The organism is Acinetobacter sp. COS3 (assembly GCF_000475335.1).
Taxonomy (GTDB): Bacteria; Pseudomonadota; Gammaproteobacteria; order Pseudomonadales; family Moraxellaceae; genus Acinetobacter; species Acinetobacter venetianus.
Genome location: NZ_AXCD01000031.1, coordinates 1 through 15822 on the forward strand (window position 1 = coordinate 1; position 15822 = coordinate 15822).

At 37.0% G+C, this 15822-nt stretch carries 13 protein-coding genes, 2 pseudogenes and 1 other annotated feature; of the genes and pseudogenes, 7 read left to right on the plus strand and 8 right to left on the minus strand.

Translation table 11 applies throughout. The annotated features are described in order from the left end of the window. The 4 genes and pseudogenes from IO68_RS33655 to IO68_RS28155 form a co-directional block, all read right to left on the minus strand. Positions 1-509 (minus strand): annotated as a pseudogene (locus tag IO68_RS33655) (transposase); the annotation flags it as partial. Beyond that, positions 118-234 (minus strand) — a sequence feature (AL1L pseudoknot). Its footprint overlaps the pseudogene before it by 117 nt. Positions 510-605: 96 nt before the next feature. Further along, entirely contained in the window at positions 606-1487 is an 882-nt protein-coding gene (locus tag IO68_RS28145; RefSeq protein ID WP_002058497.1) for a copper resistance protein B, read from the minus strand. Further along, the gene (locus tag IO68_RS28150) at positions 1474-3393 is read right to left on the minus strand and encodes a copper resistance system multicopper oxidase (RefSeq protein ID WP_031234841.1); all 1920 of its coding nucleotides are present in this window, start codon (positions 3391-3393) and stop codon (positions 1474-1476) included. The genes IO68_RS28145 and IO68_RS28150 overlap by 14 nt, the downstream gene beginning before the upstream one ends. 88 nt (positions 3394-3481) lie before the next feature. Then, positions 3482-3832, minus strand: coding sequence for a hypothetical protein (locus tag IO68_RS28155; protein WP_002058521.1), 351 nt, complete (start codon positions 3830-3832; stop codon positions 3482-3484). Positions 3833-3982: 150 nt separating this feature from the next. Here IO68_RS28155 and IO68_RS28160 point away from each other — a divergent pair, with 150 nt between their 5' ends. Together IO68_RS28160 and IO68_RS28165 are read left to right on the plus strand one after the other, a co-directional pair. After that, positions 3983-4666, plus strand: a complete 684-nt coding sequence (locus IO68_RS28160; protein WP_002058525.1) for a heavy metal response regulator transcription factor — start codon at positions 3983-3985, stop codon at positions 4664-4666. Continuing rightward, on the plus strand, positions 4656-6032 hold the full coding sequence (locus IO68_RS28165; protein WP_023013732.1) for a heavy metal sensor histidine kinase: 1377 nt from the start codon (positions 4656-4658) through the stop codon (positions 6030-6032). The genes IO68_RS28160 and IO68_RS28165 overlap by 11 nt, the downstream gene beginning before the upstream one ends. Positions 6033-6105: 73 nt before the next feature. Here IO68_RS28165 and IO68_RS28170 read toward each other — a convergent pair whose 3' ends face one another. Then, positions 6106-8451 carry a heavy metal translocating P-type ATPase gene (locus tag IO68_RS28170; RefSeq protein WP_023013733.1) on the minus strand — a complete coding sequence of 782 codons (2346 nt, stop codon included), beginning with the start codon at positions 8449-8451 and terminating at the stop codon, positions 6106-6108. A 277-nt stretch (positions 8452-8728) separates the two neighbouring features. Here IO68_RS28170 and IO68_RS28175 point away from each other — a divergent pair, with 277 nt between their 5' ends. Both IO68_RS28175 and IO68_RS28180 read left to right on the plus strand, forming a co-directional pair. Then, entirely contained in the window at positions 8729-9109 is a 381-nt protein-coding gene (locus tag IO68_RS28175) for a copper resistance protein CopC (RefSeq protein WP_002058523.1), read from the plus strand. Positions 9110-9175: 66 nt separating this feature from the next. Continuing rightward, positions 9176-10057, plus strand: coding sequence for a copper resistance D family protein (locus IO68_RS28180; protein WP_002058530.1), 882 nt, complete (start codon positions 9176-9178; stop codon positions 10055-10057). 273 nt (positions 10058-10330) lie between these two features. Here the strand turns inward: IO68_RS28180 and IO68_RS28185 are convergent. After that, a pseudogene (locus IO68_RS28185) lies at positions 10331-10822 on the minus strand (hypothetical protein); the annotation flags it as partial. 91 nt (positions 10823-10913) lie between these two features. After that, positions 10914-11522 carry a hypothetical protein gene (locus tag IO68_RS28190; RefSeq protein ID WP_002159601.1) on the minus strand — a complete coding sequence of 203 codons (609 nt, stop codon included), beginning with the start codon at positions 11520-11522 and terminating at the stop codon, positions 10914-10916. Positions 11523-12368: 846 nt separating this feature from the next. On the opposite strand from IO68_RS28190, the gene IO68_RS28195 reads away from it, so the two are divergent. The 3 genes from IO68_RS28195 (at position 12369) to IO68_RS28205 (ending at position 14415) form a co-directional block, all read left to right on the plus strand. Continuing rightward, positions 12369-12722 carry an antitoxin Xre/MbcA/ParS toxin-binding domain-containing protein gene (locus tag IO68_RS28195; RefSeq protein ID WP_023013735.1) on the plus strand — a complete coding sequence of 118 codons (354 nt, stop codon included), beginning with the start codon at positions 12369-12371 and terminating at the stop codon, positions 12720-12722. A 507-nt stretch (positions 12723-13229) separates the two neighbouring features. Next, positions 13230-13577, plus strand: a complete 348-nt coding sequence (locus tag IO68_RS28200) for a hypothetical protein (protein ID WP_023013736.1) — start codon at positions 13230-13232, stop codon at positions 13575-13577. Continuing rightward, positions 13561-14415, plus strand: coding sequence for a hypothetical protein (locus tag IO68_RS28205; RefSeq protein WP_023013737.1), 855 nt, complete (start codon positions 13561-13563; stop codon positions 14413-14415). Before IO68_RS28200 ends, IO68_RS28205 begins: the two co-directional genes overlap by 17 nt. 152 nt (positions 14416-14567) lie before the next feature. Here IO68_RS28205 and IO68_RS28210 read toward each other — a convergent pair whose 3' ends face one another. After that, positions 14568-15515, minus strand: a complete 948-nt coding sequence (locus IO68_RS28210) for a MobA/MobL family protein (protein WP_023013738.1) — start codon at positions 15513-15515, stop codon at positions 14568-14570. Positions 15516-15822 lie beyond the last annotated feature (307 nt).

Sequence of the window (15822 nt, forward strand, 5' to 3'; positions counted from 1 at the left end):
ACCTGAACTTTCCTTCCAAATTCGTTTAATTTGTTCAGCATGATGCTCATCATGTAGATCTCGTTTCGCTCGATGTTCTGGATTGTCAGCGAGATCTAAAGTTCGGTAATAGGTTGAAGCTGCGATCGGTAAAATCCTACAAATCGCATCAACACCATATCGATCTTTATTGTTATGGATAAAATCCACCATTATTTGTATGGGCGGTCGAGCTCCGCCTCGGCGAAAAAAGCGGCTGCTTTACGTAGAATTTCATTGGCACGCTTTAATTCTTTAATTTCACGTTCCATTTGCTTCATTTTTTCTTGATCAGATATCTGTTGTACTTTAATAGGATTTTGCTGATCTAAATGCTTTTGATGCCAGGCACGAAGTGTTTCAGGAGTACAACCGATCTTAGGCGCAATTGCTGTGATTGCAGCCCAAGTAGAAGGATAATCTTTTTCAGATTCAATCAATAATTGAACCGCTCTTTCTCTGATTTCAGGGGTATATTTTAATTTTGTCATCGGGATAGTCTCTCAGAATATTGACTCTCCGACAAACCCGGTACGGTTCAAAAATAGCAGGCCCTAGGGCCTGCTATTTTTAATATCGAGACAAAATTAAAAAACTAATTCAATACCTGCACCATATAGCCATCCCTTTTCAGAATCTGTTGCTTCTTGAAAAGGAGTTGATTTTTGTCCTTTCTCATATTGATAAGCTATATCAACAAATGGTCTGATACGTTTGCTAATCTCATAACGAGTTTTAATACCTGTCTTCAATTCTGACAATCCCGTCCTTGATGCAAAGTCGGAATTATCATTAAAGACAACATCTGCTTCAATATATGGCTGAGTAATCAACTTTTGAGTGAGTAATAAATCACGGTCGAAATCAAAACTAGCTCCCCAGAAGTTGTCTTTTCCACCATAAAGGTAAGCTTTGGTCTCAAAGAAATAAGGAGCAAGACCTAATATACCAACGACACCATCGACTCGATCGCTGTTCTTGTTATTTTTATCCTCGCTGTATCTTAGACCAGCTTGTACATCCCAAAATGGTGCTACATTACGGCTATAAAGTGCAGACACATCATAATTGGGATCATTACTCTCTGCTTTATTCAGATTGGCTTCAACAAATACTCGATTCTCATCTGTTCCAATCAATGTTTCGAAACTAGAACCTAAACTACCCTTACCATCGTTATCAATTACCCACTCATTGGAAAATTTAGTTGTTTGGTAAATCTGTCCACCATGCTCGTTCAGATGTTTATCATGATTTTGGCTAAGAGCTAATTTGCCTTTTGAAGTACTTTGAGCAGCATTACGTTCAACATAGCCTAATCCTCCAGCTTCTTTTAAAAGCACATTCATACTTGACGTACTCTTATTTAGATTTTCAGTCGAATTATCATTAGCAAATGCCATACCTGCTAAACCAATTAAAGCAACTGATAAAAGTGTTTTTGAAAAAAGTTTTTTAGTGGTTTGCATGTTGATTCACTCCCTTATCATTTGCATGGGGTTGGGCAACGATACTTTTTGAATCAACATCATTGCTATCTACATTTGCCACAATGAGTTTGTTCATCATTCCAGCTGCCATGTGATATAACAAATGGCAGTGGATAGCCCATTCACCTAATTCATCAGCAGTAAGTAAAGTTGTAACTGTTTTCCCTGGTGGCACAATGATCGTGTGTTTATTTGGCATATTACTTGGATCTTGACCATTTTCAAGCTGCATAAACATACCGTGCAAGTGCATTGGGTGAGCCATCATACTGTCATTCACAAATTTCAAGCGTATACGTTCCCCATATTTCACTTTGAATGGTTCTGTTTCATTAAACTTCTTACCATTAATTGTCCAAATGTAGCGCTCCATATTCCCACCAAGACGGATTTCCATTTCACGTTCAGGGGCACGAGTATCTGGTTGAGGGTTTAAAGATTGTAAATCACTATACTGGAGTGCTTTTTGACCAACGGGTGTTGAAGCATTTGCCCATCCAAATACGGTATTATCATTCTTGTCTGAAGCCGACTTAACAGTAGCGCTATTCATCGGCATATCATGATTCATACCTTTCATAGAAGACATATCGTGATTCATGCCTTTCATAGAAGACATATCGTGATTCATGCCTTTCATAGAAGACATATCATGATTCATATCTTTCATTGAAGACATATCATGATCCATACCTTTCATAGAAGACATATCGTGATTCATGCCTTTCATAGAAGACATATCATGATCCATACCTTTCATAGAAGACATATCATGATCCATACCTTTCATAGATGACATATCATGATTCATTCCCATATCTTCCATAGTCAATAAAGAACGAGGACGAGGCTTAGGCATCTCAATTTGTTTGACTGCTGGGCTGCTTTCTTCATGTAATGTTCCCACTGAAAAACCGGTACGATCAATAGATTCAGCTTCAATTTGGTAATGTGCTTGTTTTGGTTCCACAATGACATCATAGGTTTCAGCAGTACCAATACGGAACTCATCTACAGGAACGGGCTTTACAGGTTGACCATCAGCACTGACTACAGTCATTTTTAGGTTTGGAATGCGTACATCAAAGAATGACATAGCGGAAGCATTAATAAAACGAAGGCGAACTTTTTCACCAGCTTTGAAGTTACCGGTCCAGTTTTGCTGAGGTGTTTTGCCATTCATTAAAAATGTATAACCAGTCACATCGGACATATCTGTTTTCAGCATTCGCATCTGATTCCACATAGAACGGTCTTGCCAAGTCGCTTTTAGCCCATCACGTTTAACTTGTTTTAATACATCGAATACTGTTTCGCGGCGGTTCTGATAGTAGTCTGCTTCTTTTTTAATATTTTTCATAATTTGATCACTTGTCGAATTATGAAAATCAGAAAGCAAAACAACGTAATCTTTATCGGTTTTTTCAGCAGCTGTTAGTGGAGTTTTATCTTTAGGATAAATAACAAAAGCACCATATAAACCGTCTTGTTCTTGTCCTTTACTATGTGAATGATACCAATAAGTACCATTTTGGCGGACTTTAAACTTATATTCATAAGTTTTATTAGGGGCAATGCCATGAAATTTGTTAAATCCAGGTACACCATCCATAATTCCAGGTAATAATAAGCCATGCCAATGGATTGAAGAGTCCTGATTTTTTAACTTATTGTGAACACGGATAACGGCCTCATCACCTTCTTCAAATTCAAGAAGTGGTGCAACGAATTTACCATTTACAGTAATTCTCTCAACTGGTTTTCCTGTGATATTTACAGTTTGTTCAGCGATTGTTAAATCATATTCTTTAACTGCCGCCATTACCCAAGTTGATGAAAATAAACCAACTCCTATTAAAAGGACATGACTTAATTTTTTAGACATTTATTTCACCTATCTAATATAAAGATGGGGAGCTCAAGCAAACCAATTATTCGCTTTAATCTCCCCAATCTTTCATTTATCGTATTTGTTATTTATTTGATGTATTTGACATGTTCATCTTTGAGTGGTCCATGTTCATCATATTTGAATGATCCATATTACCCATTTTAGACTGATCCATATTCATCATCTTAGAGTGATCCATCTGAGACATATCAGCCATATTGCCATGCTCATGCTGACTATGATCCTGTTGGGTTTTCTCATCATTCTTCATATTACAAGGTTTTTGGCATTTCTCTGACATTTTTGAGTCCGCTTTAGTTTCAGTGACTACAGTGGTTCCCTGTTTAGCATCGGCTGCCCAAGACTGAGTTCCTGCAATTAAAGTTCCAATACACATAAGTGTAGTTAAGCTACGACGGAATAGAGTTTTCATGTTTTGCTCCAAAAATTAACTTTATACAAATACCTTAAAGGCTACCACCAAACATCTATATGACATGAAAATGACATTTTTGTAATCTACAAAGAATCACGTATTTATAACGTTATTATATTCTTAATGAGTGATATTGGATTTTTATCAATGAGAATCTTACTAGTTGAAGATGAACAAAAAACTGGTGACTACCTTAAACAAGGTCTATCTGAAGCTGGGTATATTACGGATTGGGTCACAGATGGATTATCAGGTAAACATCAAGCACTTTCCGAAGAATATGACCTCATCATTTTGGACGTTATGTTACCAAAATTAGATGGCTGGAATATCATTTATGATATTCGCAAAAGCGGAAAGACAATGCCTATTCTATTTCTTTCAGCGCGTGATCAAATTGAAGATCGAGTTAAGGGATTAGATTTGGGAGCTGATGACTACCTCGTAAAACCTTTTGCTTTTGCTGAGTTATTAGCACGCATTAAAAGCTTACTCCGACGGGGACAACAAAAAGAAGATAGTAACCTTATTACAATTGCTGATCTTGAACTTGATCTTCGTAAACGCCGCGTCACTCGCGCTGGGCAACGTATTGACTTAACAGCTAAAGAATTCGCGCTGATGGAATTATTTATGCGTAGACGTGGTGAAATTTTACCTCGCGCACTCATAGCTTCTCAAATTTGGGATATGAATTTTGATAGTGATACCAACGTCGTAGAAGTCGCTATTAAACGTTTGAGAAGTAAAATTGACAGTAACTTTAGCCCTAAGCTAATCCAGAACATACGGGGAATGGGTTATGTTCTAGAGGTTGAAGATGACTCGTAAATTGTTTAATGCAATCAGCTTTCGTATAGCTATTATTTTTTCTCTATCTACCGTAATCATTCTAATGATTATGGGACTAGTTATTCATCAACTCGTAATGCATCATTTCGAAACTCAGGACCGGACACAACTAGAAGGGAAAATTCAACTTCTAGAAAATTTACTAGAACAAAATCCAGCCAATTCCCAAGAGCTAAATATTTATTTAAAAGACGCCTTAGTTGGTCATCATGATCTAATTGTTCAAATTGAACGACCAACAGGTCAAATTATTTTTAGTTCAGCCCCTGCACTTATTAAAGCGCAGACATTAATTAAATCTAAACATACTCCTTGGTTAGAGTGGAAAATACAAAATAAAACTTATCGTGGATTAGCTTATAAAAAGTCTTTTAATAGAAATAGTAACATTCCAACAGCTCAAATTATTGTTGGAATCGATACATCCGAGCATTTGCATTTCTTAAATGATTTTAGGCGCCAGTTATTATACATTGGCATTGTCGGTACTATCTGCTTAATGTTTTTAGGCTGGTTTGCTGCATGGCGAGGATTACGTCCCGTACAAAAAATGGCAAAGGTTGCAGAAGGCATCTCTGCTCAACACCTATCGGAGCGTCTAGAAGTTGATAACACTCCAACTGAACTTAAATCACTAGCTGTTGCATTTAACGACATGTTAGATCGGCTAGAAACAGCAGTAGAAAAACTCTCAGATTTTTCATCAGACCTTGCCCATGAGATTAGAACACCTATCAACAATTTGATGACCCAAACCCAAGTATGTTTATCTCGTAGTCGAGATATTAATACCTATCAAGAAGTTCTGTTCTCCAATTTGGAAGAATTTGAACGTTTAGCTCGAATGATTTCCGATATGTTGTTTCTTGCAAAGGCTGAACATGGCTTGCATTTACCAAACTTAAAACAAGTTGATCTAGTAAAAGAAGTTTCTGCCTTATTTGATTTTTATGATGCTATTGCTTCTGAAAAGAAAATGACTTTAGAACAAACTGGTCTAGGTTATGTAAATGGCGATCCTTCAATGTTACGTCGTGCTCTGAGCAACTTACTATCAAATGCAATAAAATATGGTAAAACAGAATCGGTAGTCAGAATCAAAACCCAACAAAACTTTGATACAACTGTTTTTACAATTGAGAATGAAAGCTCTCCATTGACATCTGAACAGTTAAGCCGATTATTTGACCGTTTTTATCGTACAGATGCATCCAGACAGCGAGTTGAGGAAGGTACTGGCTTAGGGCTAGCAATTACCAAATCCATTCTTGATGTACATGGCGCAACAATTAGAGCAGACTATCATAATGGCCGCATAACCTTTAAAATTATTTTTAAAAATTAATCGCTTATATAAAAATAAACAACTACTGACTACTCATCTTTAATAGTTAAAAATAATGAGTAGTCAGAAAAACTTAGTTTTGGCTACGTAGTCGTAAAGCATTACCAATGACTGATGCTGAACTTAGACTCATTGCTAAGGCTGCGATCATAGGAGAAAGTAACCAGCCAGTAAATGGATATAAAATACCCGCTGCTAAAGGAATACCTAAAGCATTATAAAGAAATGCGAACATAAGGTTCTGCTTCATGTTTTTAATGGTTGCTTCTGATAATGAACGAGCAATCTCTATACCGCGTAAATCACCTTTTACCAAAGTAACTTGTGCACTATTCATTGCTACATCTGTTCCTGTACCCATTGCAATTCCGATATCAGCCTGAGCTAAAGCTGGGGCATCATTGATCCCATCACCAGCCATCGCAACCACTCTTCCTTCTTTTTGCAATTTCTTAACCAATTCTAATTTATCTGCGGGTTTAACCTCACCATAAACCTCATCAATACCTAATCTAGCGCCAACAGACTTAGCTGTTGTTAATCCATCACCAGTAGCCATTACGATTCTTAGACCGGAATCTTTTAATGAAAGAACAGCCTCAGGTGTACTTGCTTTGATTGGATCTGAAACAGCTATTAACCCTATCAGTTTTCCATCCACAGCTAAATGCATGACACTTGCACCTTCGGCTCTTAACTTTTCAGCTTCGGGAACAAATGCTTTAACTGATATTCCCAGCTGTTCCATTAATGCTGTATTACCAAGAGATAATTGTTGTCCATTTAACTCTCCTTTAACACCAATCCCAGAGCCAGATTCAAAAGATGTTGGTCTAGACAGTACAAGATCTCTTTCACGGGCAGCACGTACGATTGCATCAGCTAAAGGGTGTTCACTCCCCTGATCCAGACTAGCTGCTAACCGAAGTACCTCATTTTCTTCATAGCCCGAAAGAGCGATAACCTTATCGAATGAGGGTTGGCCTTCAGTTAAAGTACCTGTCTTATCAATAATTAAAGTATCAATCTTACGTAAATTTTCTATTGCAGCTGCATCACGAAAAAGTACACCATTCGATGCACCACGACCTGTTGCCACCATAATTGACATAGGTGTCGCTAAGCCTAAAGCACATGGGCAAGCAATAATTAACACTGCGACAGCATTAATTAACCCGTAAACCCAACTAGGCTCTGGGCCAAATACCCCCCAACCAAAAAATGTAAGCACAGAAATAGCAATAACTACCATAACAAACCAACCTGCAACATGATCTGCCATTCTTTGCATCGGCGCTTTAGAACGTTGAGCTTGCGATACCATTTGTACGATCTGAGACAGTACCGTTGAAGATCCAACCTTTTCTGAACGCATTACTAATGAACCATTCATATTTATTGTTGCACCTATTACTTGATCGCCTTCACGTTTTGTAACGGGAACAGGTTCTCCTGTTAACATTGATTCATCAATAGAACTTGACCCTTCAGTAACAACTCCATCAACAGGGACCTTTTCACCTGGTCGTACTCGGAGCAAATCTCCAACATGTACATGGGAAAGAGGAATATCTTCTTCTTTACCATCGTCATTTATTTTTCTTGCAGTCTTAGGTGCTAGCCCAAGTAAAGATTTAATTGCTGCCGAGGTCTGTGATCGAGCTTTCAACTCAAGAACTTGGCCTAATAAGGTCAGCGAAATAATGGCTGCTGTGGCTTCGAAATATACAGCGACACGTCCCATAGAAACAAAAGAGTCTGGAAATACTTGTGGAGCCAAAGTTCCAATGAGGCTGTATATAAATGCGGCACCAGTACCAATTCCAATTAAGGTCCACATATTCGGACTACGATTTAAAACTGATTGCCAACATCTAACAAAAAATGGCCACCCTGCCCAAAAAACGATAGGTAATGTAAGAATGAGTTCAATCCAACTCTGTATCTTCATATCAAATAAATTCAGCTGATGCCCAAACATGGCTAAAAATACAACGATAAGAGTTAAAGGTAAGGTATACCAAAATCGTCTTTTAAAATCTTTTAGTTCAGGGTTTTCGTCAGCTTCATCCAGATTTGGAAGTAAAGGCTCTAAAGTCATACCACATTTAGGACAATTCCCAGGGTGATTTTGTTGAATTTCGGGATGCATCGGACAAGTGTAAATAGTAGAAGTATTCACATTTATCGGCTGATCAACCACAATTGAATTTATCCCAATCTCTTTTGGATTAGTCGCTTTTGCTAGTTTATTAATATAAAAAGCAGGATCATTCTTAAACTTTAACCAGCAATTTTCACTGCAAAAATAGAAAGTTTTACTGTCAACTTTTTCATAAAATTGAGATGTTTCTTTTACTGCCATGCCACAGACAGGATCAGTAAGTGTATTTTTATTTTCGTGATGATGATGGTCCATACAATCTCCTTCATATTTAATTTTAAAAGTAATAAATTGATTAAAACGTAAATAATTTCCTATTACTTGATCATTAGATAAGCGAAATTTTCTTTATAGTCAGTGTAGCACTTGTGACTTTTCAATTTTTAAAATGACAAAAATGTAATTTTGAAGTCATCGGAGTGTTTCTATCTTTCTTTGATAATAGGATTACAAAGTTGGTGACCAAGCTATCAATCAATGAATTTCATTCGGTCATTACTGGGCCCAAGATTAATTTAAAGAGGATGAAGAAATGAAAATTTTTCAAAATAAAATGTCTACTCTACGTAACGTACTCGTAGGCACGACTATGGTTGTAGCTACTTCAAGTGCATTCGCACATGTGAAACTTGAAAGTGCAACACCTGCTATTAATGCATCTGTAGCTAGCCAACCGAAAAATATAACTTTGAATTTTGGTGAAGAAGTTATGTTAATGAACGTCAAGTTGCTTGATGCACAACGTAAGGACATTCCTTTAAATTATAAAATAACTCATGATATGAAAAAATCATTTGACGTCGCTGCACCTAAACTAAAAAAAGGAAAATATACAGTCGTGTGGACCACAATGGGAGCGGATGGCCACAACATGAATGGCGAATATAATTTCACCATTAAATCAGCAAAATAAAAATCAAGTGCTAATAGCAACATGCCAGCGAACTGCTGGCATGTTGCTATTACGATGGAGAAAATTATGATTCCTGAATCTTGGATATATGCATCATGGCTTGTTAAAGTCATTTTATATTTAGGTATTGCATTTGTTGTTGGTGGTACTTTCTCCTACTTCTTACTTGGACGTTATGTAGAAATAAAGGAAACTATTCTGAAATACATAACTCTTGGCACAGCATTAGGACTAATTTCCAGTATTCTAGGATTCTTCCTTCTCATCGGAAGTTTTGCCAATACTGGACTATCTGGTATGTGGGATACTAACTATATAAATCTAGTAATTAACACTCCAATTGGCCATACCCATATCATACGATCAGTGGGTTTTCTGCTTTTATTTTTATTTATGCTCGTGAAATTAAGCAGAAGAACTAATCAGTTTTCTAAAGTTGAAGGGTTAATCTTTACCATCTTACTCTTACCTATTGTTTTTAGTTTTTCCCAATTAGGTCATGTCACGAATTTACCCTTATTCGCTCAAGCTTTATTATCAATACATGTACTTGTAATATCCTTATGGATGGGATCACTTTATCCTTTATGGAAAACAAGCAAAAAAATTAATGGCTTACCACTCAAAGAACGTATGCATCTATTTGGGCAAATAGCGGCCTTTATTGTAGGAATACTCATCGCTTGTGGTCTTAGCATTACTTTATTACTTTTTAAAGATTTTAATACTCTAATCAATACACCTTATGGGCATGGATTTATTATTAAAATTGTATTTGTCCTAAGTATTTTATTGTTAGCCGCATTTAACAAATGGTATTTCACACCTCGCTTACAAGACCCGAAATTTGCGAAACAATTGGGCTATGCCATTTTATTTGAAATGTCGTTAGGTCTATTAATTCTTTTAGCCACTGGTTATATCACCACCGTAGTCGGTATTGAGTAAAAAAAGGATCATGCTATGACTTCAAGGATGAAGTACAATTTATTATTTCCCATTTTTTAAAAACGTACTACCGTCCTCCAAATAAATAATTCTTAAATAATGTTTTTTCATTCAATAAGTGGTTCTAATTTTGGAATAAAAATATGTGGTAAGAATACTGTTGGAGGCTAAGAAGCCCCCAACAGTATTTAATTCAAAGCATGCACTGACAGCTGTAACCCTTTCTGCATATCCTGTACAAATCCATCACCCTGATTGAATTTAGGCTTTGCCTTTAAAGCTTTTCAATTGTTGTCCGCTATAGCGACTAAATTGAATATTTAATCCATCCTCGATCTTTTGTTTGGTGTTATTAATGTCATCAGCACGATAGATTGCGGTTTTTGCCCCTGCAACACTGACGTGCACTAAGGTTTCAATCCTTTTGATGGGATTGCTTTTGCTGTTGGGCAAATAAACTTCGGTTTCAGGACAATCTTCACAGAAATTTTCATCATCAGGATCATTGATGACGCTGTTCTTTTGTTTACGGTACTGCTGTTGAAATTGTTGCTGTAATGAGGTGATTCCAGATGGCCATTTCATTTCGGTGCCCATCAAGGCTAAGCGGTTACTCAAGGATTGTTCTTTCTTAGCCCAATCCAGACAAGTTAATCTCTGCTCTAAGGTGAATGACTTAGATGTAGACACGGGTTGAGCCGTCACAGTCTGCATGAGCAACATTGTCGTACTGCTGATCAGTAGAAATTTAAATCGAAATTTCATTTTTATAATCCTCGCATCTCCTACGGGCTTTGGCAGCCCGCAAGAAGTGCTCGTGTAAAATACTTATTTATTTTTAATCGTTTAACATCTGTTATTGATAATGATCTGCTGATAGTAGCTGACGGATTTCACTGGCCATTTGTGGACTACGCCATGGAAATAGGACTTTTAGGCTGTAATTCGGTTTGAATGGATCTCGTGTGCCAATATTGACTTGAAACTCTCGTTTCATCGGTGTGCGATGAACTTGTTGATTGACATGCGTTCCCATCATTGGATTGCTGATCACAGTGGTCGTGGTTCTAAAGTTATCTTCAACTAAGTTGTAGTGTCCAACGGAAGTGATGTAATCAAAGGGATATTTCACGAGGCGTTGATCAGGCTGATCAAACAGGATAATGGTTTTATCTTGGCTATTAATCCAAACACCACGGTTTTGGTAGTTAAAAGTTTCTCCTTGACGCTTGAGTTGTTCAGTCATCCCGTCAAAGTAGGTATTTCCATATTCATAAAGGTAGTAAAGGATCACAAACCAGAATAGGTCAAAGCCAAAGAAAATGTAACCGAAAGCACCAAAAGAGAAGATTTTGGCAACGATGAGAAAGATCACGATGGGTAAGACCACACATTTTATAAAGAGCTTAGATTTTTGTGGACGGTGTTCAATAGGTATGATTTTGGGTTTGCTTAATTCAGTCATGGTTGTTTCCCGCATGTTCAATGCAATGCACAATCACCAGCAGATATAAAAAGGTTTATTTTATAGGCGTGACTTAGCCATCCACCGTTGGATTGTTCTTGTAAAAATGTTGTTTGAATACAGACGAATAATAAAAATTAGCCGTATCGCCCTCGTTGCAAAGCACAACAAGGTTGAACATGGGGTGAGTCGCAAATTAGAAAAAATTGGTACAGCATGAGAAGCTCCTTGAATCTTAAGAAGTTCTGCCATATCACTGTCAAATAATGGTGGCAGAACAAAAGAGGGTTGACAGACTGGGATCCAAGGAACCAGCACACCCGAAGGTGTCCCCCTTCTGTCCTACCATAAAGATAAAAAGGGGGACGAGAAGGTCCACAAAAAATAGGCAGGCTATTCTCTGTGCTGGATCAACGGTCTGTCAAAACCGACTGGCAATGTAGGCCAGCGAGCCCATATTAATTTTATCCAGCGCTTTAGTCAATTTTACAAAGCACTAAAATCTATACAATTAGATTCGCCAAATGTAATCGCATTAAGTCTTTGATTTTTCCCATAAGGTCAAATTCGTCCGATCGATCGGCTCATTTTGCTTTGATGGATGAGGTTAAAATGGACTGTTGTTCTCTATTAAAATAAAACAATAAAATAAAGAATTAAATCCGGCGCAGCTCAGCATTTACATTCGACGCATTGAGATGAATCAATGCCTAATGAGCTATTAATGAGAAGATTGAGATTTGCTCAGGATGATTTAAAGCGATCAAACTGAAGTTCCCTCTTCTTCAGTTATATCCTGTAAATGAGATAGAATAAATAATCAGCAAAGCTCAGCGGGCCGATTGAATGAACTCTGTTAGTACAGCAACAGTTTTAGCAGAAGCCGTCTTGAAAACCGCGAATTTACTTGGTCTTGGTAATACTCAACTGGCTACTGTGATGGGTCTCGATCTCAAGTCGATGAACCAAATCGAATTCTCAGCTGTATTAGAACCCGCATCCCCACAAGGTGAATATGGATTATTACTGATTCGCCTTTATCAAAGCTTATCTACGTTAACGGGCGGTGATTCTGAATGGATTGATTATTTTATGAATGCATTCAATACCGCAACCGATGGTATCCCGATTCAGCAAATTCAAACCAGAGAAGGCTTAGAGAAAGTCTTAACGGTAGTTGAAGCCCTAAATAATCGATGATTTATTCACATCGTTCTTTTAGCGAATCAGCTTCAATTTGCTTGATTAGAAATTCTGATCATCATTAGCATCACTTCTTTTAAAAACACAGCAAACATTAAAGTTTGTGCTCAACACATCGCCATAAACATGATTCACAATCAAATTCCTAGCCGTCAGAAATTTAAAATATCTCCAGCAGAATCAATGAATTATTTAATGTTAAGATATGTAAAAAGATCCAATCACAGCGTTGACAGCTCAAGCGATATCCAGTTAAGCTAATTGTACACAGCAAAATCTGTGTTCAGGCGTAGGAACCTGATATTATTCACAAGGTGCAAAATACAGTCGCACTCGCGGCTATTTTTTTGCCTGTTGTTTAGCAGTCGTTATGGCGGCTTGACAGGACAGCTTTATGCTGGCCGTACCTTGTGAGCGGTATTTCCTACTCCTGTTAAGCTGCCACCATCACCGTAGGAAAGTGATGCTGGTAAGCCTTATAAACTTACTCACAAGGAAACGACTATGAACGCAATTCTTCATGGTGCAAACACGTGCACACCTAAAAAACAAGCTGGTCAACTTATCGTTGAACTTGGCAAAACTATTTCAAATCCTCAGCGTCAAACACTCGCCAATCTTTATATTGCGGTGGATACAGCCAATTCATTACTCAAAGAGCTTGAACAAGCCCATCGAATCATTCGTCAATGCATGCATGAAATGACTGATGAACAAATTCTTGAAGTAACCAAACTCAATCAAAATAACAATCTCTCCTCTTTATGGGCATTTCGTACACATCAACGTCACAAGATGATTGAACGTGCACAACGTGTGCTACGTGGGGCGAATCATGTCCAAGACCAATAAGAATAATCATCTTCTCGTATCTGGAGACTATCCTCTCATTGCTTCGCCAACGCTTGCAAAAGCGTTTGGCGTGGCTGCCGCCAATTTTTTACAGAAGTTGCATTACTTTTTAGAAAATAACGAAGGAAAAACCTTTAATGGAAAAAAATATTGGTTCCATAGTTATGAACAGTGGCAAAGCACGCTTGGCGTGTACAGCATCTCAACAATCAAACGAATTGTTGCAAAGTTAAAGCGAGCTGGGATTCTTGTGATTGAAAAGTTAGCACAAAATAAATGGCTGCAAACCAATTTCTATACGATTAACTATAATAAACTCAAACAATTCATCAAAGTCGACAGTCAACAAGATCATCAGGCTAAAGTGAAATCACCCATTTCTGCTCCAGTCGCTGCACCCAGCTTGCAGAAACCAGCACCAGCACATACTATTCAACCGAGCACACTAATTAATTCGATTCAACAGGCATTTCAAAATATCAAGGTTAGATCAAATACATTTGAACCAACATTAAAAGTGGCAAAGGAATCCCGTATACGCCCCGACTTTTTCACGCGTGAATCTTATTCAGTTGCAGGATTAAGCCAACCACTCCACCCTGCGGCATCCAAGGAAATATTAAAAAATATGGATATGGACTACCGCTGCTTTTATCAAGCACTGCGGCAACAACGGGTAGATATTGATTACGATGATCAGCGCATTCAACAACTGTTAAAGTATCAGAAGCGAATTCTTCAACATATTGTATATATCAAACAAAATTTTGCAGGACATGAGCGTTATCAATGGCATACGCTTGAACAATTACAGATGGAAAACTATTTTAAGAAATAGGTCAAATGGCGCTAATACCAATTCAGTTGATCCGCCCATAGAAAGTATATAGACAGATCAACTGATTTAATTAAAGACTGAAGAAGGAATAATACATTCCATTGAGCTTGTTTGTGAGCAGTCATCATCTTTGGTTTATTAATGAGGATATATTAGAAGTCAAAATCAAATTTTTTAGATTGATCAAGTTGTGGCTTATTCTGAATTTCCTGTTCACGTTTTTTAGCCAACGCTAGCTCATACTCTTTTTTATAAAGTTCATACAGATTATTTTGACGAATTTCTCGAATGTTCTTTCTATATTCTGCTACCTTGTCTTGATCTTCAGGATCAGTGCTATATAGTAATGACCTAGGAATTTGTGGGACATCTTTTAAATTGCTTCCATGTTTTTTATTATAATCTTCATTAGATAAGCACGATACTGCACTGCTCACTTCCAGTTCGACACCATGAATTTCTATAATTTTTTTGGGTGCATATTTTTCTAAAAATTCATTTATTATTTTTTCAGTTTGTGTTCGGTAGTGAAATAATATATTACGCCCGAACCCAAGCACATCCGCAGTAATTTTTAATGCACCTCCTTTTTCAGGATTTTTTTGACGATATTGCTTAAAGAACTGCTCTGGAGAACGTTGAATATTATCCAACATACTTTTTTCTGAAAATAATAAATGTAAATGTGGTTGCTCAGAACTTCCATCCAGTGCGGCGACATGATTATGAATTGCGATTGTTGATGGCATTTTATATTGACCACAAAATTCATGCATTAATCTTTCAGACAACTCTATACGGCGATTTTTATCCAGTTCTTTGGGCAAAGCGATTGTAATATGTGATGAGGTTCGTCTAGTCTCACTTGTATATTGATCAGCTGCATACCAAAACTTTTCAGGATGATTTTCAGACCAAATCGGCATATTATAGGATGCACAATATTCAAGCTCTTCAATCTCACTTTTATGCTTTGAAAAATATAAAGTACGCGTAATATAGTGATATGCACTTTTTGAGAGTCTATACTTTGAATCACCATCACTCAACTTTATTTGACCATCACCTTTAACGTTGTGACTTAAATGAAAATAATACATTTTTACTTCCGATATTAATTTAACTGGAATATCGGATCCTACAAAATTTTAAAAATTCATGATTCGTTTCGTGAAGAAAAATGAAAAAAATATTTTTCAAATAAAACGCATGAGTAACACCACACCAACTTTTTTTAATTTATTCAACAAAAACAATAGCTTAATTATTTGCAGTATGTGGTAACAGATGAATAATTATGTAGAAACAGTAAATCTCAAACATGAGTAACGCATAAATTATATAATAATCAATTGTTTAAAACTAAAAGTGCTGCGCAGCACGAGGAGAAGTGTCTTTTAAAGCGAG